The sequence below is a fragment of the Vogesella aquatica genome (assembly GCF_028548455.1).
In the GTDB taxonomy this organism is placed as follows: Bacteria; Pseudomonadota; Gammaproteobacteria; order Burkholderiales; family Chromobacteriaceae; genus Vogesella; species Vogesella aquatica.
Map to the genome: position 1 here is coordinate 111,581 of NZ_JAQQLF010000011.1, position 22,353 is coordinate 133,933.

Genomic DNA, 22,353 nt, shown 5'->3' on the forward strand with positions numbered 1-22,353 from the left:
CATGAGCATACGCGGCATCCACCACGTGGCCATCATTGCGGCCAACTATGCGCGCTCGCGCGACTTTTATCTGAACACCCTGGGCTTTACCCTGGTGTCCGAGCATTACCGCGCCGAGCGCGATTCCTGGAAGCTGAACCTGGCGCTGCCGGACGGCTGCCAGATCGAGCTGTTCAGCTTTCCCAGCCCGCCACCCCGCCCTACCCGGCCCGAAGCCTGCGGCCTGCGCCACCTGGCACTGGCCAGCACCGACCTGGGCGCCGATATCGCCCGCCTGGCCAGCCTGGGCGTGCCCTGCGAGCCGATGCGCGTGGATGAGTACACCGAGCACCGTTTCACCTTCCTGGCCGACCCCGACGGGCTGCCGATCGAGCTATACGAAGTGCCGGCATGAGCAAGCTGCTACCCATCATCCACGTACTGTCCAAGCTTATCTTGCTGTCGGCGGTGATGTTTCTGGTGCCCTGTGCCGTGTCCTGGTATTTCCAGGACGGCACCTGGCGGCATTTCCTGCACTCGGCGGCCGCCGGCCTGCTGATCGGCAGCGGTAGCTGGCTGGCTACCCGCCGTTTCGAGCGCGAGCTGAAGCCGCGCGACGGCTTTATCCTGGTGACGCTGCTGTGGCTGGGTTTTACCGCCATGTCGGCGGTGCCACTATGGCTATACCTGCCGGGTCTGAGCGTGACCGACGCCTTCTTCGAAGCCATGTCGGCGCTGACCACCACCGGCGCTACCACGCTGCAAGGGCTAGAGCAGCTGGCACCGGCCATGAACTTCTGGCGGCATTTCCTCAGCTGGCTGGGCGGCATGGGCATCATCGTGCTGGCGGTGGCCGTGCTACCCATGCTGGGCATCGGTGGCATGCAGCTGTACAAGGCCGAGATCCCCGGCCCGATGAAGGAAACCAAGCTGGCACCGCGTATCGGCCAGACCGCCAAGAACCTGTGGTATGTGTACAGCGCGCTCACCGTGATCTGCTTTGTCTGCCTGTACCTGGCCGGCATGACGCCACTGGATGCGCTGTGCCACGCCTTTACCGCCGTGGCGCTGGGCGGGTTTTCCACCTACGACCAGAGCGTCGGTTATTTTGACTCGCTGCTGATCGAGGCCATCCTGATCGTGTTCATGCTGCTGGGCGCGCTGAATTTTGCCACCCACTTTACCGCCTGGCAGCGCAAGTCGCTGCGGGGCTACTGGCAAGATATCGAGGCGCGCTACGTACTGGGCCTGTTGGCCGCCAGCGTACTGCTGGCCAGCGTGTACCTGTGGTGGCAGGGCGTATACGACTTTGCCACCGCGCTGCGCCATGTGGCGTTCAACCTGGTGTCGGTGGCCACCGATACCGGCTACGCCAGCGTGGATTACGCCCAATGGCCCATGCTGGTGCCGCTGTGGATGCTGTTCCTGTCGTGCATTACCGTCAGCTCCGGCTCCTGTGGCGGCGGCATCAAGATGATCCGCACCCTGGTGCTGACCCGCCAGAGCTACCGTGAAATGGGGAACCTGCTGCACCCGCGCGCAGTCCTTCCCTTGATCATCGGGGGGCGCACCATTCCCGAGCGCATCGCACAGTCGGTGCTGGGCTTTATTTTTGTGTATTTCATGAGCGTGGTGATGCTGAGTTTCGTGCTGATCGGTAGCGGCATGGACTTCCTTAGCGCCTTCACCGCCATTCTGGCCTGCATCAACAATGTAGGGCCGGGCCTGGGCACGGTAGGGCCTGCAGGCAACTACGCCGCGCTCAACGACTTTCAGACCTGGGTCTGCAGCTTTGCCATGCTGCTGGGCCGGCTGGAGATTTTTTCCATCCTGATTCTGTTTACCCCTGCTTTCTGGCGAAAATGACCATGCAAAAACGATTCTCCCTGCTGGGTTTCGCCCTGATTCCGCTGCTAAGCCACGCCTTGAGCGATAGCCAGCTATTTGATGCACGCGACGCCTACCGCAAAGGCGACACCACCACCCTGGCCAGCCTGGCCAGCCAAGCCGACAAAAACCTGCTGGATGCCTACCCGGCGTACTGGCTGGCGCTAAAAGCACTGGAAAGTGGCGACAGCAACCCGGCACGCCAGTTTGTGAACCGCTACCGCAGCGGCTACCTGGTAGAACGCATCCTGAACGAGCTGCTGGAAGACATGGGCCGGCGCGGCCAATGGGACGAGCTGCTGAAAACCGCCCCGGTACTGGCCGACAACGCCCGCGATGCCGAAACCGGCTGCTTCGTCAGCCTGGCCACCCTGCAAAAACAGCAAAGCCCCAAACCCGACCGCAGCTATCTGGCCGGCAACCTGGCCGATGGCTGCAACCGCCTGATCGACGCCCAGGCCGCCCGCGGCCTGCTCGACAGCGCGCAAACACAGGCGCGCCTGCGCCAGCTGATTACCGGCAATTTCATTACCACCGCACGCCGCCTGGCCGCTGCGGCCAACCTGGAAGACAGCTTCTTCCGCCCGGGCAGCGCCGAACAGCAAGCGCAGGCACTGGTCACGCGCGGCAAGAGCGATATGGGCGGCGCACTGGCGCAACTGGCTGGCAACAGCCAGCTGTCTGCAGCGCAGCGTGGCTTCGTCTACGGCCAGCTGGGCTTGTTGGCCGCACGCCGCCTGGACGTGGCCACGGCGCTGGCCGCCTACGGCCAAGCCGACCCGGCCCAACTGAACGACGAGCAATGGGAATGGTGGCTACGCGCCGCCCTGCGCCAGGAAGACTGGGCCCGGGTGGAGCAAATCGCCAGCGCCATGCCGGATGCCCTCGCCAGCAAACCGGCCTGGCAATACTGGCGCGCCCGTGCCATGAAAGCGCAAGGCCGCCTGCCTGAGGCCATGCCGGTATTCGTGAAGACCAGCTTCGAACACAGCTACTACGGGCTGCTGGCCAAGGAAGAGCTGGGTGTCACGCTGGAAGCACCACCGGCCAGAATCGTGGTAGACGACGCCACCAGCCGCGCCGTGGCCGCCGACCCCGGCATCGCCCAGGCCCTGGCCCTGTTTGAACTGGCCGAACGCAGCAACCGCGCGGAATGGCGCGAGGAAGGCCGCCGCGTATGGCGCTGGGCCATGCGCGAGCGCAGCGACCTGCAGCTGCTGGCCGCGGCCGACATCGCCCGCCAGCGCAACCTGTACGACATGGCCATCCACGCCGCCGAACGCACCCGCGACAACCATGATTTCAGCCTGCGCTACCTGTCGCCTTACCGTGACATCACCCGTACCTACGCCCAGCAGCTGGATATCGACGAGGCCTGGGTATACGGCCTGATCCGCCAGGAAAGCCGCTTCCTGAACGTGGCGCGTTCCGGCGTGGGCGCCAGCGGCCTGATGCAGCTGATGCCGGCCACCGCCAAATGGGTTGCCGGCAAGATGGGCCTGCCGGGCTACCAGATCAACGATATCAACGACAATATCCGCCTGGGTACCTGGTACCTGCGCCATGTGCTGGATAGTTTACAGAGCCAGCCGGTGCTGGCCACCGCCGCCTATAATGCGGGGCCGGGGCGCGCCCGCGGCTGGCAAGCCGCGCGGCCACTGGAAGGGGCCATCTATACCGAAACCATCCCTTTTAACGAAACGCGCGACTACGTACAGAAGGTGATGGCCAACGCCGTGTATTACGCGGGGGCTTTCCGCCAGGGTAATGCCACACTCAAAGCACGGCTTGGCACCATTCCGCCGCGCTAACAGCGCCGAACCCGGCAAGGCCGCGCGTGCGATACCCGTACGCGCGGCAAAGATCATCAGGGAGTGCAACATGAAAATAGCCATTATCGGCGGCGCCGGCTTCGTCGGCAGCCACATTGCAGAACACCTCACCCGTGACGGCCACGCGCTGACGCTGGCCACCCGCAACCGCGAGCGCCACAAGGCCACGCTGATTTCGCTGCCGCACGCCGAGCTGCGCGAGTGCAATGTGCACGAGCCGGCTCAGCTGGCCGCGCTGCTGGCCGGCCACGACGCCGTGATCAGCATGGTGGGCATCCTGCACGGCAGCCGCGACGCCTTCGAGCGCGCCCACGTGCAACTAGCAGGAAAAATCGTGGCCGCCAGCCACGCCAGCGGCATCCGCCGCCTGGTGCACATCAGCGCGCTGGGCGCCAGCGAGCAGGCGCCGAGCGACTACCAGCAAACCAAGGGCAAGGCGGAACGGCTGATCGAAGCCAGCGGCCTGGACTACACCATCCTGCGCCCGTCGGTGATCTTTGGCGCCAGCGACAACTTCCTCAATATGTTTGCCAAGCTGGCTGCCAGCGCGCCTTTTCTGCCGATTGGCGGCGCCGGCACCCGCTTTGCCCCGGTATGGGTAGACGATGTAGCCCGCGCCGTGGCCGCCAGCCTGGCACGCCCGGCCACCGTTGGCCGCAAGCTGGACCTGGCCGGCCCCGGCGTCTACACGCTGCGCCAGCTGGTAGCCTATGCGGCCAACCTGTCCGGCCACCCGCGCACCATCATCGCCCTGCCGGAATGGGCCGCCATGCTACAGGCCACGCTGCTGGGCCTGCTGCCCGGCCCGGCCCTGCTCAGCGCCGACAATGTGCGCTCGCTGCGGGTGGATAACGTCAGCGAGCAGCCCTTCCCCGCCGCGCTGCTGGGCTTTGCCCCCACCGCGCTGGAAGCGGTGGCACCGTTATATCTGGGCGAGCAGGAATGCAACCTGACGCTAGACCGCTACCGCGCCAGGGCTGCCCGCTGATGAAGTGCTATATCGTTGGCGGCGCCGTGCGCGACCGCCTGCTGGGCCTGCCGGTAAAAGACCGTGACTGGGTGGTGGTGGGTGCCACGCCGGAAGCCATGCTGGCCCGTGGTTTCAAGCCGGTAGGCAAGGATTTTCCGGTGTTCCTGCACCCGCACACCCACGAGGAGTACGCGCTGGCGCGCACCGAGCGCAAGGTTGGCCGCGGCTACCACGGCTTTACTTTCCACGCCGCACCCGATGTCACGCTGGAAGAGGACCTGATCCGCCGCGACCTCACCATCAACGCCATCGCCCAGGACGACGACGGCACCCTGATCGACCCCTACGGCGGCGTGGCCGACGTGCGGGCCGGTGTGCTGCGCCACGTCAGCCTGGCCTTTGCCGAAGACCCGGTACGCATTCTGCGCCTGGCGCGTTTTGCCGCCCGCTTCGGTTTTGCCGTGGCGCCGGAAACGCAAACGCTGATGCAGCAGATGGTGGCCAACGGCGAAGTAGACGCGCTGGTGGCCGAACGCGTGTGGCAAGAGCTGGCCAAGGGCCTGATGACCGACACCCCTTCGCGCATGCTGCTGGCCTTGCGTGACTGTGGCGCCCTGGCGCGGCTGCTGCCCGAGCTGGACGCGCTGTTCGGCGTGCCGCAACGCGCCGACTACCACCCGGAAATCGACACCGGCGACCACGTGATGCGCGTGCTGGACTACAGCGCCAGCCAGGGCCAGCCGCTGCCGGTGCGCTTTGCCGCGCTGATGCACGACCTGGGCAAGGCGCGCACGCCGGCCGACATCCTGCCGCGCCACATCGGCCACGAGCCACGCGGCGAGGCACCGCTGCTGGCGCTATGCGAACGGCTGCGCGTCCCCGCCGAGTGCCGCGACCTGGCACGCATCACCGCGCTGTACCACACCAAGGTGCACACCGCCTTCCAGCTACGCCCGGACACCGTGCTGGGCCTGCTGCGCGACTGCGACGCGCTGCGGCGCCCGGAACGCTTTGCCCAGCTGCTGGCCGCCTGCGTGGCCGATGCCCGTGGCCGCCTGCACTTCGAGCAGTGTGACTATCCGCAGGCCGACTACCTGGCCGCCATGTTGGCCGCCGCCCAGGCGGTGGACGCCGGCGCGGTAGCCAAAGCCTGTACCGACAAGAAAAACATCGCCCAGGCCGTGGACGCCGCCCGCGTGGCCGCCATCGCCCAGGCCAAGAAAACCTACCCGCACCCGGCATGACGTTTACCACACTCCCCGCCACACTGATGCGTGGCGGCACCAGCAAAGGCCTGTTCTTCCGCGCCGACCAGCTACCCGACGACCCAGCCCGCGTGCAGGCACTGCTGATGCGCGCACTGGGTAGCCCCGACCCGTACGGCAGCCAGCTGGACGGCCTGGGCACCGGCATTTCCAGCACCAGCAAGATCGTCATCATCGGCCCGTCGCAGCAGCCCGGCTGCCACGTGGACTACCTGTTCGGCCACGTGGCCATCGCCGATGCGCTGGTGGACTGGTCCGGCAACTGCGGCAATCTCAGCGCCGCCGTACCAGTATTTGCACTGATGCAGAAAATGGTAGCCGGCGCCCCTGCCAACGGCCCGGTAGCGGTACACATCTGGCAGGCCAATATCGGCAAGAAGATCATCGCAGAACTGCAGATGCAGAATGGCCGGCCGGTATGGTGGGGGGACTATTTTCTGGACGGCATTGCCTTTTCTGCCGGGCCCATCCGGCTACGCTTTCTCGACCCGGCCGGCGGCGCCAGCGGCAAGCTGTTCCCCACCGGCAGCCCGCGCGACACCTTAACCCTGCCGGACGGCAGCACGCTGGAAGCCACGCTGATTGACGCCGGCAACCCCACCGTGTTCGTGCGCGCGGCCGACCTGGGCCTGCGTGGCGACGAAACCGGCCACGCCCTTAGTGCCGATCAGCAACAGAAACTGGAATGGGCACGCTGTGCCGGCGCGGTGATGATGAAGCTGGGGCCGGACATCGACACCATCCAGCGCGAACGCCCGGCCACGCCCAAGATCAGTTTTCTGTCGCCGGCCAGCCAGCCCGGCTGCGCGCTGACTGCCCGCATCGTGTCGATGGGCCGCCTGCACCACGCTTACACCGGCACCGGCGCCATCGCACTGGCCGCCGCTGCCGCCATCCAGAACACGCTAGCCGCCGAGCTATGCGGCGCCCCGGTACGCGGCCAAGCTTTCACTTTTGCCCACGCTGGTGGCTGCCAGACGCTGGAAGCCATCGTGCAACGCCAAGGCCGCAGCTGGCAGGTGAGCGAAGTCGTGATGACGCGCCACGCGCGGCCGCTGATGCAAGGCACGCTGTACATACCGCAGCAGCCCTGAATTGCGCGGGCAGCCGCAAGCAAAACCCCCTGCTCACTCACGTTGGCAGGGGGTTTGTTTCGGAGCCTGGCCAGCTGCCCCGGGCAGCCGGCAGTAGCAATGCCGCTTAATCGCGGAAGATGAACTGCCCCTGCGCATCACGCCGTGGCATGGCCATGGGGTTGAAGTCGGGAAAAGCCAGGCTGCGCACGTGCCAGGTCAACAGCAGGGTCAGTACGGTCATCACCCCCTGCACCACCGCCCAGCCGCCCTGGGGCAGCTGCGATACCAGCTGCGGCAGCTGGATCAGCGCGTACAGGATATAGACATTGAATGCGGCCGCGATCCAGCGCGAAAACCCGGCGGCAAACGCCGCCGGCACCAGCGCCGAAAACAGCGCCATCCAGACACCCTGCCCGCCCAGCAGCTGGCCATTCTGGTAGCCCACGCCCAGCGACAATAAAGAAAAACCCATCATCACCGCGATAAGGGTGTGGTTTTTTACCTGATACTGCCGCCGCCGCGCCGGGGTAGCCGTAGCGGCCAACAAGTAAGCCAGCTGGCCAGGGTTGGCCGCACTGGCTTGCAGCGCGCTGTAAATGGCCTGCTTGCTTTGGCCCTCTGCCAAAGCCTGGTCAATCGCTTGCTGCATTGCCTGCTTCTTCATGATTCTGCCTCTATTGAACAGCCGGCATTGTGCCATAACTGTTCAATTATCCGTCAAAGCAAAGCTATGCATATAGAATGCCTGTGAATTTCGATGACTGCTGCTTATACTTAACCAACCGCTCAGGGGAGACCGTCATGCCTTGCCATATCCTCATTGCAGAAGACAGCACTAGCCAGCGCGAAGCGCTGGCCGCACTGTGCCGCACCCTGCCAGACGTTGAGGTGCACGAAGCATCGGACGGCCGCTGGGCTGCGCAGCTGGCACGCAAGCTAGCGCAACTGGACCTGGTGATTACCGACATCAATATGCCAGGCATGGATGGCATCGAGCTGATGCAAGAACTGTCACGTCATGTGCAGCTGCCCTCGCTACTGCTATTGAGCGGGCACGTGCCCGAGCTGCTGTCCAACTGCATGCGCGCTGCCGAAGAGCTGGGGTTTGCCAATATTGCCTACCTGGCCAAGCCCGTCGAAGTGGATACCCTGCTACGCGAGGTGCGGCAGCTGCTACTACAGCGCCAGGGCCCGGATACGGCCGAGCACGCCATCCCGCTGTCCGAGATTTTTACCGGCCTGGCCCACAACCAGTTCTGTGCGCACTTCCAGCCCATTTACAGCCAGCATGAGCACCGCGCGGTACAGGTGGAGGCGTTGGCGCGCTGGCAGCACCCGGCCTATGGCTTACTGGGGCCGGCCAGCTTCATCGACCGGCTGGAACACGAAGGCTTTATCGTGCTGCTGACCCGGCGCATTGTGCAAACCAGCCTGGACCTGCTTACCCGCAACCCCTGGGCGCAAGACCTGCGGCTGTCGATCAACCTGTCACGCGGGCTGCTGGACGATGCCGAATTTTTTGACTGGCTGATCAAAGAGGTAGAAGAGCGGCAGATACCACCACGGCAAATCGTGCTGGAAATTACCGAAACCATGGCGTTCAGCAACCTGGGCAATACGCTGGCGGCGCTGCTGCGGCTGCGCATGCGCGGCTTCGAGCTGTCGCTGGACGATTTTGGCGCCGGGCATACCAACCTGGAGCAGCTGAAAGACCTGCCGATTACCGAGCTGAAGCTGGATCGCACGCTGATCAAGAACATTCACCAGGCGCACCGTACGCAGAGCATTCTGGACGGCATTATCCGCATTGGCCAACAACTGCAGCTACGCATGGTAGCCGAAGGCATAGACAACCCGCACGACCTGGCCTACCTGCAGGGCCGCTACCCCGAGCTGGAGCTGCAAGGCTTTTATCTGGGACGGCCGGTAGCCTCCAGCGAGCTGTCCTCGCACCTGGGTTACGGCAACCGGCCCGCCAGCGCCTGAGCCCCCGGCTATACCGGCAAACAGAAAACGGCCCGCAGGCCGTTGGTGTTCTGCAAGCGCTTAGCCGGCAGTACGTCTGGGCAGCCACAAGACGTCTGGCACCTGCGCAGCCACATTCAGGTGGCGCGACAGGATGAACAGCACGTCGGACAGGCGGTTCAGGTACTGGCGCGGCAGGGCTGGCATGGCATCAAACTCGCCCAGGGCCACCACACTGCGCTCGGCACGCCGGCATACCGCACGCCCCTGGTGCGCCACGGCCGCAGCGCGACACCCGCCCGGCAGAATGAACTCCTTCAGCGGTGGCAGTTGTGCATTCCATTCGGCGGCGTGGTGTTCCAGCATGGACAACTGGGCAGCCTGCAAGGCCTGGTAGCCAGGCACGGCCAACTCGGAGCCCAGATCAAACAGATCGTGCTGCACTTCTGCCAGGAAGGCATCCACGCCGGCAGGCAGGCTTTCGCAACGCAGTAAACCGATAATGCAATTCAACTCGTCTACATCGCCCAGGGCATGAATACGGTCGGCATTCTTCGACACCCGGCTACCATCGCCCAGGCCGGTAGTGCCAGCATCACCACCACGGGTGATAATGCTGGACAGACGGTCAGTCATCAAACTTCCTTATTGTGGCTAGCGGCCTCGTCCAGCGCTTCGCGCAGCGACGCGCGCAGGGACTCAGCCAGCATCATGTCAAAATCTTCTTTCAGCTGCTTCATCACGCCAGCCATCAGCTGCTTGGCCTGCTGCTCCAGCGCGTCCTGCATCCATAGCGCCAGCTCGACTTTCATGCGGGGCAACACGCGGGCGTAAAGCGCCTCGATCAGGGCGTTTTCATCCAGCCCGGCCGCCACCGCAGACGCACCCGGTGGCTGGTTTGCCTCTGCCGGCATGGCCTGACCGACGGCTTCGATATGGATATCGTTTTCGGACAACACCGGTACGGGCTGCGCCGTCACCTGCGCCGGGCTGGCCACGACGGCCGGTGCGGCCAACTCGTCCGGCACCAGCGGCTGACGCCGTAAGCGGATAACCTCTGCGATCACCGGTGCCACCTCAGGCTCGCTGGCATCCGGCAGCTGATCCAGATCTAGCGGCGGCTCGGCGCCCAGATCCCGCGCCCAGGCCAGCTCGACTTCTTTATCGCCGGCATGAAACCCAGCGACTGACAGCGGCCAATCGCCACCTGGCAGCTTGCCGGCGGGTTCGCCCAGCGTAGCGGCCGGCGATACCACCGCGCCAGCCAGGCCCAGGCCGCCACCCAATACACCCATGGGCAGGCTATCCAGAGAAATGCTCTGCACGATATCGTGCGCCGCCGGCTCGGGCAGCACAGGCTCGCGTGCGGCCAACTCTGCCTGGGCTGCTTGCAACCAGGCGGGGACCGGCTCTACCGCGCGGCCAAGCTCACTATTAATCTGATCAAACCTGCTAACGGGCTCGGCGACTGCTGACAAACCTGACGCAGCAGGCATATCCGCAAACGCTGTCTCTTCGACCGGCGGGCTCGTCACCCGCTCGACCGCATCCGCCATCGGCTCCGGTGCAGCGGGCTGCACGACAAAGTCGGCTTCTACCACGATTTCATCCTGCGCAGCAGTGCCAGCTAACGCTGCGTCGAAGGCAGGCTGCACCACGGGCTCTGCAACAGGCACCAGTGGATCTTCCGCCGGTTCGGCCAGCGTTACCGGGGTTGGCGGCGCGAGTGGCAGCACCTTATCCTGCGCCACAGCCAACGGCGCTTGCACTGGTTGCAAATCGGCCAGGATGTCGTCAATCGACATCGCCAGGTTAGCGGCCGGCTCATCCGGCACGTCCCAAGGCAAGGCTTCGAAAGCGGGGGCAACAGACAGGTCGGGCATGGCCGCTTCCGGCCGCAGGTTGGCCGCATCGCTGGCCAATGGCGCATCGGTGCCTGTCACTTCCCACCCGGCATCGGTCAGCAGTGGCGGGCTACTTTGCAAAACGGGTGCGGTGTCAGGCTCGGGCATCAGCACCGGCACGGCGTTCAGCTCGGCCAGATCGGCAGCCTGTGTGGCTGGCGGCTCCCAGGTGCTGGCCCACTCGTCGTCGGTAGACGCTGCTGCAAAAATCTCGGTTTGCGGCGAAATAGCGTCGTCGGCTTTGTTGAGGAAAGCATCCAGCGGCAGCTCCGGCAGGTCTGCCGGCTCATCGAAATCGTCCAGCTGGGCGGCAAACTGGTCCAGCGATGCCTGGTCTGGCTGCAAGGCATCCAGACCGGCGTCAGCGGGCGCATCCGGCGGCACTACGCTGGTACTGGGTACAACCGGCTCGAAGGTGGCGCGGGCAAACAACGCCCCTAGCCCGTCGCTGCTGCCTGCAGCCTCAGGAGCACTGGCCTGCGGCACATCGTCCAGCTCGAAAACAAAGTCATCCGCGGGCTGGCCACTACCGGCCAGGGGGCTGGCTGCAAGCGGGTTGTCATGGCGATGATCCAGACCCGGCAAAACATCATCCAGCGACAGTTCGCTAGGCAGGTCCACTTCCAGGTCCAGCGACGGCAGGCGCTCGATCAGCTGGCTGGCATTCAGGCTGGCCTGCTCGGCATCGCCCAGGTCGTCACCCAGCACATCATCGAGCGACAGCTCGTCCGGCAGGGTCAGCCCTGGTGGCGCCTCGCCAGGTAAAACCTGCGCCAGGGCGTCCAGCTCGGCAGAAAAATCGTAGGCAGGAATATCCAGCACCGGAATCGCTTCTACCTCTACCACATCGGTCAGTACAGGCAGGTCTTGCGGGTTCCAGCCCTGGTCGGGAGTCGGGTTTGTCATGCGGCATCACTCATGTCGTGATGGTGAATATCAAAGCCCAGGTCGAGGTAGGCACGGTAGCGTGTACGCGCTACTGCCCGGGAAGCCTCCTCCTGGCTAACCACCTCCAGAATACGGGAAAACCCCGCAGGGTTGACAGGCATTTCTTCACCCAGATTCAATAAAACTGTCGGGCCGGCAGGTATATCGAAATGGGTGGCGAGCCAGATACGCGACGACGGCGCCTCCGCCGCGTTCCACTCGCAATGCGCAATGAAACTGGTATCGCCAAAAGACCAAAGCGCCCGGCTAAAAGCCTGCAGCGCCTGGTCGTCAGGAAGAACGACCAGCAGCCGTTCTTCCTTGCGGTATACAGTTTGTGCCGCACGGCAGGCAAAAGCCTGCACATTGGCGACACCTGTATAAAAATCAATCCGCGTCATCTTCTGTCGTTTCTACCACTTCACGACGGGGGCGGCCGCGGCGGACCACGTTACCCAGCGCAATGTCGGCACGGTCTTGCAGGAACTGCACCAGCATTGGCACCGGGCGGCCAGTGGCACCCTTGTCCTTGCCACCACGCCAGGCGGTACCGGCGATATCCAGGTGGGCCCAGTCGTAGGCCTTGGCAAAGCGCGACAGGAAGCAGGCGGCGCTGACGCTGCCACCGGCACGGCCGCCAATATTGGCCATATCGGCAAACGGGCTCTTCAGCAGCTCCTGGTATTCGTCCCACAGCGGCATGTGCCAGGCGCGATCACCTACCTCTTCACCGGCAGCCCACAGCTCTTTGGCCAGGCTGTCCTGGTTGCTGTACAGGCCGGTAGCAATGTGGCCCAGCGCGACCACGCAGGCGCCGGTCAGCGTGGCCACGTCGACTACGGTAGCCGGGTTGAAGCGTTCGACGTAAGTGAGTGCATCGCACAGCACCAGGCGACCTTCGGCGTCGGTATTCAGCACTTCGATGGTCTGGCCGGACATGGAGGTCACGATATCGCCCGGTTTCAGCGCACGGCCGGACGGCATGTTTTCGCAGGTAGCCACCACGCAAATCAGGTTGAGTGGCAGTTTCATGTCGACAGCGGCACGGAAAGCACCGATCACGGCAGCAGCACCGCCCATGTCGTACTTCATTTCATCCATGCCTTCGCCCGGCTTCAGCGAAATACCGCCGGAGTCGAAGGTCAGACCCTTGCCTACCAGCACGATAGGACGGTCGTTCTTGTCTTTGGCACCAAAATGCTTGAGCACCACAAAGCGGGCTTCTTCGTCACTGCCTTTGGCCACAGACAGGAAGGAGTGCATTTTCAGCGCATCCAGTTCGGCCGGGCCCATTACCTCGGCCTCGGCACCAAAGGCCAGCGCCATGTCACGCGCGACTTCGGCCAGGTATACCGGGGTGCAGACATTACCCGGGGCATTGGCCAGGTCCTTGGCCAGCTTCATGCCGGCGGCGATGGCCTGGCCACGTTGCTGACCGCGTTCACCATCGGTCAGGTCGCTGCGGCGCGGTACGGCCAGCGTCATCTTGCGCGGCTCGCGCACTTCGTCCAGACGCGATTTGAACTTGTCAAAACGGTAGAGGGTGTCCAGCGTTACTACGGTAGCCTGCTCTACCATCCACTCCACATCGTGTTTCTTCACGTGCAGCTCGGACAGGTAGCTCACCACTTCGTTGGACTGGGTGGCGGCCAGGGCTTTTACCGAAGCGCGGATGGCTTCACGGTATTCTTTGGCACGGAAGTCCCGCTCTTTGCCCAGGCCAACCAGCATGACGCGGTCACACAGGGTATGCGGCACGGAATGCAGGATCAGGGTGGTGCCCAGCTTGCCGTCCATGTCGCCACGTTTGAGCACATCGGTAATGAAGCCGTTCGATATGCGGTCAAGCAGGTCGGCAGCAAAAGACAGCTTGCGGGTTTCGTAAACACCGACCACAACGCAGGCTACGCGCTGTTTTTCCGGGCTTCCGCTTTTAATGTTAAACTCCATGCAACGCTCCACCATGTGTGTTTGGTTCATCAAGACATACGTTCCAGCAGGCTTTTGGCCTGGCCGGAACCGGCCGACAAGCCTTGATTTTCTGGCCGACAACCATTCAGGTTAACCTTTCCAATTATCACTATCCTTTTGACGAATTGTCAAAAACGGGCCTGTTTTATGCTTTTTCAGAAAAGCCTTACCCGAGAGCTGACTTATACCAGTATCGGGGTGTTTTCCATCTTGCTCGCCATTCTGCTGAGCACCCAAACGATCAATATGCTGGGCCGCGCCGCACAAGGGCGTATTGCCAGCGATGCCATTTTTGCGCTGATCGGCTTCTGGTCGATCGGCTTTTTCCCGGTGCTGATGATTCTCACCATCTTCGTCAGCGTCATTGTCACGCTTACCCGCATGTGGCGCGAGCATGAAATGGCTGTCTGGATGGCCAGTGGCAAATCGCTCACCGATTGGGTATGGCCGGTATTGCGTTTCGCGCTGCCGCTGTCCTTGCTGATTGCCGTCGGCACCACGGTGATAGAGCCCTGGGCGGTGCAGCGTAGCAAGGAGTACGCCGAAACCCTGAAGCAGCGCGAAGAAATGACCGCACTGTCACCCGGCGTATTCAAGGAGTCGCGCAGCAGCGACCGCGTTTACTTCATCGAAAGCTACTCGGCGCTGAGTGGCGCCACCCGCAATGTGTTTGTGCAGAGCATCAAGGCGGGCGAGGTGTCATCCATCTTTGCCAAGGCGGGCCAGCTCGGCACGGACAAGGATGGCAACCGGGTACTGATACTGCAACATGGCAGCCGCTACACCGGCGAGCCAGGCTCGGGGGCGTTTGAAGTAGCCGAGTTCGAGCACTACACACTGAAAATCAGCGATACCGAAAAAATTGTACGCCCGGAGCTGGATAGCGAAACGCGGCCAACCTTGCAGCTACTGGGCAGCGACAACCCGGCCGACCGCGCCGAGCTGGCGTGGCGGCTATCCCTGCCGCTTTGTGCGCTGATACTGGCTTTGCTGGCCATCCCGCTGAGCTATTTCAACCCGCGCGCCGGCCACGCCTACAACCTGGTATTTGCGCTGGGCGCCTACCTGGTGTACCAGAACCTGATGTGGCTACTACGCGATGCCATCAGCAGCGACAAGCTCTCCAGCGCGCTGGCTATCCTGCCGGCCCACGCCGCCATGCTGGCCCTGGCTGCCGCCCTGCTGTACTACCATAACCGCCCTGCCGAACCCTGGCTTACCCGTATGAAACGATTGCTGCGGAGGAAATCCGCATGAGCATGCTGCGCAATTACCTGCTGACACGCTTTACCGCCGCCACGCTATTCACGCTAGCCTGTTTGCTGGGCCTATACGGCTTTTTTGACGCCATCCGCGAGCTACCCAATGTAGGCAAAGGCAGCTTCGATTCCGGCACCTTGCTGATGTACACCCTGCTACAGATGCCAGGCCACGCCTACGAGCTGATGCCGCTGGCCGTGCTGATCGGCGCCATGGTGGCGATGTCGCAACTCTCCAGCACCTCCGAATATACCGCCATCCGCACCGCCGGGGTGTCGCTGGGACAGATTGCGCGCATCAAGCTGCTGTTTGGCGTAGCGATGGCGATCGCCGCCTTGCTGCTGGGCGAGTTCGCCTCGCCACTGGCGGAAAAAAATGCCGAACAGATCAAGCTGCAGGCAACCCACTCCCTGGTAGCGCAGGAGTTTCGCTCCGGCCTGTGGGTGAAGGACGACAACAACTTCATCAACGTAGGGGAAATGCTGCCCGACAACACCCTGCTGGGCCTACGCATCTACACCTACGACCAGGACTACCGCTTGGTGATGACACGCCACGCCGAGCGCGCCCAGTACCAGCCGGCCAGCAAAACCTGGCTGCTCAGCCAGGTACGCCAGTCCGAAATCCTGCCCGACCGGATCAAGGTTGGCCGCATGGCCGAGCAGACCTGGCGCTCGGTCATCCAGCCGGACATCCTGTCTGTGCTGCTGGTGGTGCCAGAGCAGATGTCCGCCATGGACCTGATGACTTATATTGAACACCTGCGTACCAACAACCAGAAAACACAACGCTACGAAATTGCGCTGTGGGGCAAGCTGTTCTACCCGCTGGCGTGTATCTCGATGGTAATGGTGGCCCTGGCTTTCACGCCGGTATCCGGCCGCCACAACGACCTGGGCATCAAGCTGTTTTCCGGCATCTGCCTGGGCATTGCCTTCCACTTTAGCAACCGCTTATTCGGCCACCTAGGCCTGCTGTATAACTGGAACCCTATAGCCTCTGCCACGCTACCCACCCTGCTCTTCCTGCTGGCAGGCCTGACAGCCCTGGCACGACAGGAGAGACGATGAGTACACCGGACCAGACACAACAATACCGCCGCTGGCGCCAGGCACTGCAGCAAGGCCGCGAAGCGCTGGCGGCGGAATACCGCGAAACACGTAATGCGCGGCAGTATCTGGTCCGGCACGGGCTGCTGGTAGACGGCATCATCCGCTCGGCATGGGAGGTGCTGGGCATGGGCCAGCGTGCCGCCTTGCTGGCGGTGGGTGGCTATGGCCGCGGCCAACTCTTCCCCCACTCCGACATCGATCTGCTATTACTGCTCCCGGAAACCACCTCGCACCATTTGTCCGGCTTTGTGGAAACCTTTGTCAGTGCCATGTGGGATATCGGCCTGGAGGTAGGCCACAGCGTACGCACCATCAGCGAATGCCTGAGCGAGTCGCAGCTCGACATCACGGTAGAAACCACCCTGCTGGAAAACCGCCTGCTGGCCGGCAATATCACGCTGTATCACCAGCTGAACCAGGCGGTAGAAAAGCACCGTGACCCGATGCGCTTCCTGGAGGGCAAGCTGCTGGAGCAACAACAGCGCCACAACAAGCACTTCGGCGTCACCAGCAACCTGGAGCCCAACGTCAAGGAAAGCCCGGGCGGCCTGCGCGACCTGCACACCATCCTGTGGATCAGCAAAGCCATCGGCCTGGGGCAGAACTGGGATAGCCTGGCGCGCAACGAGATACTGACCACCTCCGAGGCACGGCTGATTCATTACAGCGAACGGCAGCTGGAGCAGATCCGCATCGACCTGCACCTGGCCGCGCGCCGCCGCGAGGACCGGCTGATTTTCGACCTGCAGCAGCAAGTAGCCAGCATGAGCGGCCTGGCGGACGACAAGGCCAAGCGCGCCAGCGAGCAGCTGATGCAGCGCTTTTATAAGTCCGCCAAGAACGTCAGCCAGCTTAACGGCATCCTGCTACCCAACCTGCGCGCCCGCCTGCTATGCGACGTGCCACGCATCACCCAGCAGCTGGACCAGCACTTCTACAGCGTGAACGGCCTGCTGGGCATTTACGACAGCCAGGTATTCGAGCGAGAGCCGTCCACCATCCTGCGCGCCTTCTTGCACCTGCAGCAGCACGAGCTGGGCGGCATGGCGCCGCGCACCCTGCGTGGCTTGTGGCACGCGCGGCGCCAGATCAACGACCGCTTCCGCCGCGACCCGGAAAACCGCCAGCTGTTCATCCAGCTATTCCGCGCCGGCGGCGGGCTTACCCGCACCTTGCGCCGCATGAACCTGTACGGCGTACTGGGCAAGTATTTGCCGGCCTTCGGCCGCATCATGGGCCAGATGCAGCACGACCTGTTCCACGTTTACACCGTGGACGAACATATCCTGATGGTAGTACGCAACCTGCGCCGCTTTGCCATACCAGCCTTCAACCACGAGTACCCGCTGCTGTCGCGCCTGATCCACGAGTTCGACCGCCCCGAGCTGCTGTACGTAGCCGGCCTGCTGCACGACATTGCCAAAGGCCGTGGCGGCGACCACTCCGAGCTGGGCATGGTAGACGCGGCACAGTTTTGCCAGAGCCACGGCATCGACGGTGAAGACCGAGACCTGGTGGTGTGGCTGGTACAACAGCACCTCACCATGTCCAGCGTGGCGCAAAAGCAGGACATCTACGACCCGGACACCATCCAGCAATTTGCCGAGCTGGTGATCACCCCCAGAAGGTTGGCCGCACTGTACATCCTGACCGTAGCCGACATACGCGGCACCAGCCCCAAGGTATGGAACGCCTGGAAAGCCAAGCTGCTGGAAGACCTGTTCTACGCCACCCGGCGCGCACTGCAACGCGGCGGCCATGTGGACATCGACTCTGAGCTGGAAGAACGCAAACAGGCCGCGCTGCGCCTGATGCGCCTGAATATCATGCCCGAAGGCGCCGAGACCCGCTTCTGGCAAAAACTGGAAACCGTGTATTTCCTGCGGCACGAAGCCAAGGAAATTGCCTGGCACACCCGCATGCTGGGGCGGCTGGTGGACACCAAAGAGCCCGTAGTGCGGGCGCGGCTATCCGAAGACAAAGAAGGCTTGCAACTGCTGGTTTACACCCCGGACCAGCCCGACCTGTTTGCCCGGCTATGCGCTTTTCTGGGCCGCCACAACTACAGCATTGCCGACGCCAAGATTTACACCACGCGCCATGGCTATGCACTGGATACTTTCCACGTATTCTTGCCGGAACACCACGAAGGCAACTATCGCGACCTGATCAATTTCGTGGAATTCGAACTGGCCGCCACCCTGCTGCGGCAAGACCCCATCAGCCTGCCAGCCAAAGGGCGGCTGAACCGGCACCAGAAGAATTTCCCCGTCAAACCGCAGGTGCTGATCCGCCCGGACGACAAAGGCCGGCACTTTGTACTGTCCATTGTGGCCGGAGACAACCAGGGACTGCTGGCGCGCATTGCCAAGGTACTGTCCGGCTACCAGGTCAGCGTAGATTCCGCCAAGATCATGACGCTGGGCGGCCGGGTGGAAGACTCGTTTCTGCTTTCCTCGCCCCGCCTGACCGATGACAAGGCCCTGCTGGCACTGGAAGCCGACCTGATCGAAGCATTGCGCGTCTAGCGGCAGCGCCAGCCCTGGCTGACAACATAGAAAAAGCCCCGGCAGACCACATCTGCGGGGGCTTTCAGCCTCGTGCGCGCGATAGGTGCGCAGGCATCAGGCTTCGCGACGGAAATCCCGCGTGAGCTTTTCCATATCACTGGCCGCCAGCTCCAGCCGCTGCGAGCTGTCACACACTACCTGCGCCGTATTCACATTTTGCTCGCACAGTGCGGCCAACTGCTCCACCGAAGCAGCCACCTGATGTACCGACGCCGACTGGCTAGCCATCTGGGCAGACAGACTCAGCGAGAAATCACGCGCCTCATCCGCTACCTGCAGCAGGCTTTGCAAATGGCCGGCAGACTGGCGAATCTCGTCGCTGACGCGTCCAACCTCTGCAGCAGACAAGTCCATTTTGCCGGCCACCCCATCAGTAATGGTGACAATATGCTGCACCAGCCGGGTAATGCTTTCCGTGGTTTGTGCCGTGCGCTCGGCCAACTTGCGCACCTCGTCAGCCACCACGGCAAAGCCGCGTCCGGACTCACCCGCCCTGGCTGATTCAATGGCGGCATTGAGCGCCAGCAAGTTGGTCTGGTCGGCGATCTCGTGAATCAGGTCAGTCATGCCTTTGATCTTGGCAATAGCAGACTCCAGCTCGCCCAGCTCGGCTTTGGACTGGTTAACCACCGCGACCGCCTGGCCTGCCGTGACCTCGGCCAGCTTCATCACAGCCTGGCCGTCGGTAGCGGCACGACGCGTCGCTTCGGCACCGCGTACGCTTTCTTCGGTCATGCCGGCAATCCTCCCCACCGACTCGGTGATAACCATCATCGAATCACTGATATGGTTCAGCCCGCCCCCTTGCTCGCGGGCGCGGTCTACCAGGGCTGACATTTCACTACCCAGCTGCGCAGCCTGCTTGTGCGTGAGGCTGCTGGTCGCCAGCGTATCCGCCACCATGGCACGCAGGCTGAGGCGCAGGGTTTCCAGGCTGTCGGTCATGCGGCCGATCTGCCCGCCCAGGTTGGCATGCAATGGCTGTTCAAGGCGGCCCTCCCCCAGCGCCCGCAGGCCGCGATGAATCACCGCCATCGCCTGGGCTTCGCTGCGACGCCACCATAGCGAGGTAGCACTCAAGCCCACGACCCCCACCAGCGCCAGGCCCAACCGCGGCATATCCTGCAGACCGGGCACCGCACCGGCAGCAAACAGCATGCTGACGAACAGCCCGGTAAGCCCGAAGCCGATCTTGCCACTATCTTTGCGGCCAGCGTAAGCCTTCAGGGTAGAACCCAACACCGCTTGCTTGTTGCGCACCTGCTGGTATAACGCTTCGGCGGCGGCAACATCTTGCCGGCTGGGCGTACTGCGTACCGAGATATAACCCTGCACTTGGCCACTCACGGTAATGGGCGTGACATAGGCCTCCACCCAGTAGAAATCACCACTCTTGGCACGGTTTTTCACAATGCCGCGCCAAGGCTTGCCCGTCTTTACCGTCTCCCACAAATCGGCAAACGCCTCCGGTGGCATATCCGGATGACGGACGATATTGTGGTTCACCCCCAACAGCTCGCGCTCCTCGAAACCACTGATTTCGATGAAGGCCCGGTTGGCATAGGTGATCGCCCCTTTCAGGTCAGTCTTGGTAACGATGGGGCGCTGCGGGTCGAGGAACAACTCATTGGCCGTTACAGGGGCATTGATCTTCATGGCTGATTCTTCTGTGTGTGGTCGCAGAATTCTATCATTTATAAGTGAACACTAATCAAATATACATCTATTGCAATGCAAAACACTTCTCAGCGCGCATAGAACACAGTACATTATCGTAACGATAATTAATATCATAAAACATGCCGCACCTGTCAGTTACCCAAGGCCTGGACACCGAAACGCTGCTGGACATCATTGAGCATCAGCGCATTGGCGCCGAGTTCCAGCCCATCAAGCATACCCGCACCCTTGACACTATAGGTCACGAGGCACTGGCACGCTTCTATAGACGCAACGGCCAGCCGATACCACCGCAAAGCGTGTTTGCCACCCTGCACCACTCACCCGTCACCCTGGTACAAGCCGAGCTGATGAGCAAGCGCTGGCAAACTGAAAGCGCCCCGGCAGAAGGCTTGCTATTCCTGAACCTGGACCCGGATGCCTTTACCGTCAGCAGCTCGGCGCCAGACCAGCACCCCATGCTGCAGCTACTGGGTGAGCCGGACCGGATTGTGGTGGAAATCATCGAAAACGCCAGCATCCAGGATGCAGACCGCAGCATGTGGCTAGCCGAGTGCCTGGCGGCGCGCGGGATACAGACCGCACTGGACGACATAGGCGGCATCGGCACCATGCTATCGCTACCTATCTTGTGCAGCGTGGACATATTCAAGTTCGACCGCCACTGGCTGCAAGCCATCCATCAGCCGGCACAACGGCGCATGCTGGCCATGCTGCTGCGCTATGCAAAAGAAGAAAACAAGAAAACCGTTCTGGAAGGAATTGAAACCGAAAACGACCTGGCCATTGCCAGGCAATTGAAAGTGGATTACGTACAGGGTTACTTATTCAGACCCGAATTCATCAACACACGTGCCTGAAAATATGGCGGCCAACCTTTGCAGGTTGGCCGCATGGCTTATCGTGCCACGACGATCATATCAACCTGACGGAGTGCTGCAATATCTTTACCGCCCGCATAGCTGATAGACGATTGCAAATCTTCTTTTAACTCTACCAGCACACGCCCCATTCGGCCTTTATATTCAACCAGGATTTTTTTACCTTCTACGTTTTTGTATTCACCCTTGTTGAATTGCGAGGCACTACCAAAATATTCTTTGTAGTGCTTGCCGTTTATTTCCACAATCTCGCCTGCCGATTCGTCATAACCAGCAAATAGCGAACCCGCCATCACCATGGTGGCACCGCAGGCCAGCGCCTTGGCCACATCGCCGTGCTCCACAATGCCACCATCGGCAATCACCGGTATGGTCACTGCTGCTGCACAATCCTGCACCGTGGAAATCATCGGGCGATGGAAGCCGGTCTTGTTCTTGGTAATGCACACCCGCCCGCCGGCAATACCTGCCTTGATGGCATCGCAACCCCACGCCTGCAAGTCTCGCGCCGCCTCTGCCGTCGCGATATTGCCACCGATCAGGAAGCTGGCAGGAAACATCTGCTTGACCAGCTTGATCATGCGCTCGGCCTTGACGCACCACGCATTGGCAATATCCAGGGTGATATATTCCGGGGTAAGGCCTGCATCTTTCAGGGCCTGCAGCTGCTCGATAGTATCGTCATTCACACCGACACTGATCGAAGCAAACAAACCTTTTTGCTGCATACCCGCCACGAATGCAACGGTATCTACATTAAATCGATGCATGGTGTAAAACCAGCCGTGCCGAGCGAAATATTCACACGTTTCAGCATCGACAACACTTTTCATATTCGAGGCATATAGCGGCATATCAAAACGCCGCGGGCCAAACTGTACCGAGGTATCACATTCTTTACGGCTATCCACGACAGTTTTCCGTGGTACCAGGTAAACATCGCCATAGTTCAATTCGGTCTTGTGCATGATGCGCTCCATCTATTTGGGGTGACATGCCGCCGTTCCGGATAGCGACATAAATATGGGGGCCCCAAAAATAAAAGCGGAAGCCAATGGCTTCCGCTTGCATTTA

The 22,353-nt window shown here is 62.1% G+C and carries 18 protein-coding genes; 11 read left to right on the forward strand and 7 right to left on the reverse strand.

Annotated elements, in window-relative coordinates; genetic code table 11:
• Position 1 precedes the first annotated feature (1 nt).
• The 6 genes from gloA2 to PQU95_RS10390 all read left to right on the forward strand — a co-directional run bounded on the left by gloA2 (position 2) and on the right by PQU95_RS10390 (position 7,027).
• Positions 2-394, forward strand: a complete 393-nt coding sequence (gene gloA2 / locus PQU95_RS10365; RefSeq protein ID WP_272751930.1) for an SMU1112c/YaeR family gloxylase I-like metalloprotein — start codon at positions 2-4, stop codon at positions 392-394.
• Positions 391-1,845 carry a TrkH family potassium uptake protein gene (locus PQU95_RS10370; protein WP_272751931.1) on the forward strand — a complete coding sequence of 485 codons (1,455 nt, stop codon included), beginning with the start codon at positions 391-393 and terminating at the stop codon, positions 1,843-1,845. The genes gloA2 and PQU95_RS10370 overlap by 4 nt, the downstream gene beginning before the upstream one ends.
• A gap of 2 nt (positions 1,846-1,847) precedes the next feature.
• Complete coding sequence (locus PQU95_RS10375) at positions 1,848-3,677, forward strand: lytic transglycosylase domain-containing protein (protein WP_272751932.1); 1,830 nt, start codon at positions 1,848-1,850, stop codon at positions 3,675-3,677.
• A gap of 70 nt (positions 3,678-3,747) precedes the next feature.
• Entirely contained in the window at positions 3,748-4,686 is a 939-nt protein-coding gene (locus PQU95_RS10380; protein ID WP_272751933.1) for a complex I NDUFA9 subunit family protein, read from the forward strand.
• On the forward strand, positions 4,686-5,912 hold the full coding sequence (locus tag PQU95_RS10385; protein WP_272751971.1) for a multifunctional CCA addition/repair protein: 1,227 nt from the start codon (positions 4,686-4,688) through the stop codon (positions 5,910-5,912). Before PQU95_RS10380 ends, PQU95_RS10385 begins: the two co-directional genes overlap by 1 nt.
• The gene (locus PQU95_RS10390) at positions 5,909-7,027 is read left to right on the forward strand and encodes a PrpF domain-containing protein (protein WP_272751934.1); all 1,119 of its coding nucleotides are present in this window, start codon (positions 5,909-5,911) and stop codon (positions 7,025-7,027) included. The genes PQU95_RS10385 and PQU95_RS10390 overlap by 4 nt, the downstream gene beginning before the upstream one ends.
• Before the next feature lie 106 nt (positions 7,028-7,133).
• Here PQU95_RS10390 and PQU95_RS10395 read toward each other — a convergent pair whose 3' ends face one another.
• Positions 7,134-7,673, reverse strand: coding sequence for a hypothetical protein (locus PQU95_RS10395; protein ID WP_272751935.1), 540 nt, complete (start codon positions 7,671-7,673; stop codon positions 7,134-7,136).
• 137 nt (positions 7,674-7,810) lie between these two features.
• Between PQU95_RS10395 and PQU95_RS10400 the strand changes: the two genes are divergently transcribed.
• Positions 7,811-8,995: an EAL domain-containing response regulator gene (locus PQU95_RS10400; protein ID WP_272751936.1), complete on the forward strand. Its 1,185-nt coding sequence runs from the start codon at positions 7,811-7,813 to the stop codon at positions 8,993-8,995.
• A 60-nt stretch (positions 8,996-9,055) separates the two neighbouring features.
• On the opposite strand, the gene PQU95_RS10405 is transcribed toward PQU95_RS10400, so the two are convergent.
• From PQU95_RS10405 to PQU95_RS10420, 4 genes are read right to left on the reverse strand one after another with little or no spacing between them, the layout of a single operon-like run.
• A complete protein-coding gene (locus tag PQU95_RS10405) occupies positions 9,056-9,610 on the reverse strand; it encodes a cob(I)yrinic acid a,c-diamide adenosyltransferase (RefSeq protein ID WP_272751937.1) in 555 nt (184 codons plus the stop codon).
• Complete coding sequence (locus tag PQU95_RS10410; RefSeq protein WP_272751938.1) at positions 9,610-11,784, reverse strand: hypothetical protein; 2,175 nt, start codon at positions 11,782-11,784, stop codon at positions 9,610-9,612. Before PQU95_RS10410 ends, PQU95_RS10405 begins: the two co-directional genes overlap by 1 nt.
• Positions 11,781-12,206, reverse strand: a complete 426-nt coding sequence (locus tag PQU95_RS10415; protein ID WP_272751939.1) for a DNA polymerase III subunit chi — start codon at positions 12,204-12,206, stop codon at positions 11,781-11,783. The genes PQU95_RS10410 and PQU95_RS10415 overlap by 4 nt, the downstream gene beginning before the upstream one ends.
• Positions 12,193-13,755: a leucyl aminopeptidase gene (locus PQU95_RS10420; protein ID WP_272751940.1), complete on the reverse strand. Its 1,563-nt coding sequence runs from the start codon at positions 13,753-13,755 to the stop codon at positions 12,193-12,195. Before PQU95_RS10420 ends, PQU95_RS10415 begins: the two co-directional genes overlap by 14 nt.
• A gap of 168 nt (positions 13,756-13,923) precedes the next feature.
• Here PQU95_RS10420 and lptF point away from each other — a divergent pair, with 168 nt between their 5' ends.
• The 3 genes from lptF to PQU95_RS10435 are packed head-to-tail and all read left to right on the forward strand — an operon-like array spanning position 13,924 to position 18,676.
• Entirely contained in the window at positions 13,924-15,033 is a 1,110-nt protein-coding gene (lptF, locus tag PQU95_RS10425; protein ID WP_272751941.1) for an LPS export ABC transporter permease LptF, read from the forward strand.
• Positions 15,030-16,106 (forward strand): LPS export ABC transporter permease LptG, encoded by a 1,077-nt coding sequence (gene lptG, locus PQU95_RS10430; protein ID WP_272751942.1) that lies wholly within the window; start codon positions 15,030-15,032, stop codon positions 16,104-16,106. Before lptF ends, lptG begins: the two co-directional genes overlap by 4 nt.
• Complete coding sequence (locus PQU95_RS10435) at positions 16,103-18,676, forward strand: [protein-PII] uridylyltransferase (RefSeq protein ID WP_272751943.1); 2,574 nt, start codon at positions 16,103-16,105, stop codon at positions 18,674-18,676. Before lptG ends, PQU95_RS10435 begins: the two co-directional genes overlap by 4 nt.
• 96 nt (positions 18,677-18,772) lie before the next feature.
• On the opposite strand, the gene PQU95_RS10440 is transcribed toward PQU95_RS10435, so the two are convergent.
• Positions 18,773-20,374 (reverse strand): methyl-accepting chemotaxis protein, encoded by a 1,602-nt coding sequence (locus PQU95_RS10440; protein WP_272751944.1) that lies wholly within the window; start codon positions 20,372-20,374, stop codon positions 18,773-18,775.
• Between the two features lie 143 nt (positions 20,375-20,517).
• Between PQU95_RS10440 and PQU95_RS10445 the strand changes: the two genes are divergently transcribed.
• Entirely contained in the window at positions 20,518-21,258 is a 741-nt protein-coding gene (locus tag PQU95_RS10445) for an EAL domain-containing protein (protein ID WP_272751945.1), read from the forward strand.
• A gap of 38 nt (positions 21,259-21,296) precedes the next feature.
• Here the strand turns inward: PQU95_RS10445 and PQU95_RS10450 are convergent, their stop codons facing one another.
• On the reverse strand, positions 21,297-22,247 hold the full coding sequence (locus PQU95_RS10450) for a GMP reductase (RefSeq protein WP_272751946.1): 951 nt from the start codon (positions 22,245-22,247) through the stop codon (positions 21,297-21,299).
• Positions 22,248-22,353 lie beyond the last annotated feature (106 nt).

Coding starts and splice junctions, on each gene's coding strand:
- PQU95_RS10445 (WP_272751945.1), top strand. CDS start 20,518: ATGCCGCACCTGTCAGTTACCCAAGGCCTGGACACCGAAACGCTGCTG.
- PQU95_RS10405 (WP_272751937.1), bottom strand. CDS start 9,610: ATGACTGACCGTCTGTCCAGCATTATCACCCGTGGTGGTGATGCTGGC.
- lptG (WP_272751942.1), top strand. CDS start 15,030: ATGAGCATGCTGCGCAATTACCTGCTGACACGCTTTACCGCCGCCACG.
- PQU95_RS10435 (WP_272751943.1), top strand. CDS start 16,103: ATGAGTACACCGGACCAGACACAACAATACCGCCGCTGGCGCCAGGCA.
- PQU95_RS10415 (WP_272751939.1), bottom strand. CDS start 12,206: ATGACGCGGATTGATTTTTATACAGGTGTCGCCAATGTGCAGGCTTTT.
- PQU95_RS10385 (WP_272751971.1), top strand. CDS start 4,686: ATGAAGTGCTATATCGTTGGCGGCGCCGTGCGCGACCGCCTGCTGGGC.
- PQU95_RS10410 (WP_272751938.1), bottom strand. CDS start 11,784: ATGACAAACCCGACTCCCGACCAGGGCTGGAACCCGCAAGACCTGCCT.
- PQU95_RS10440 (WP_272751944.1), bottom strand. CDS start 20,374: ATGAAGATCAATGCCCCTGTAACGGCCAATGAGTTGTTCCTCGACCCG.
- PQU95_RS10400 (WP_272751936.1), top strand. CDS start 7,811: ATGCCTTGCCATATCCTCATTGCAGAAGACAGCACTAGCCAGCGCGAA.
- PQU95_RS10390 (WP_272751934.1), top strand. CDS start 5,909: ATGACGTTTACCACACTCCCCGCCACACTGATGCGTGGCGGCACCAGC.
- PQU95_RS10450 (WP_272751946.1), bottom strand. CDS start 22,247: ATGCACAAGACCGAATTGAACTATGGCGATGTTTACCTGGTACCACGG.
- PQU95_RS10370 (WP_272751931.1), top strand. CDS start 391: ATGAGCAAGCTGCTACCCATCATCCACGTACTGTCCAAGCTTATCTTG.
- gloA2 (WP_272751930.1), top strand. CDS start 2: ATGAGCATACGCGGCATCCACCACGTGGCCATCATTGCGGCCAACTAT.
- PQU95_RS10395 (WP_272751935.1), bottom strand. CDS start 7,673: ATGAAGAAGCAGGCAATGCAGCAAGCGATTGACCAGGCTTTGGCAGAG.
- PQU95_RS10375 (WP_272751932.1), top strand. CDS start 1,848: ATGCAAAAACGATTCTCCCTGCTGGGTTTCGCCCTGATTCCGCTGCTA.
- PQU95_RS10420 (WP_272751940.1), bottom strand. CDS start 13,755: ATGGAGTTTAACATTAAAAGCGGAAGCCCGGAAAAACAGCGCGTAGCC.
- PQU95_RS10380 (WP_272751933.1), top strand. CDS start 3,748: ATGAAAATAGCCATTATCGGCGGCGCCGGCTTCGTCGGCAGCCACATT.
- lptF (WP_272751941.1), top strand. CDS start 13,924: ATGCTTTTTCAGAAAAGCCTTACCCGAGAGCTGACTTATACCAGTATC.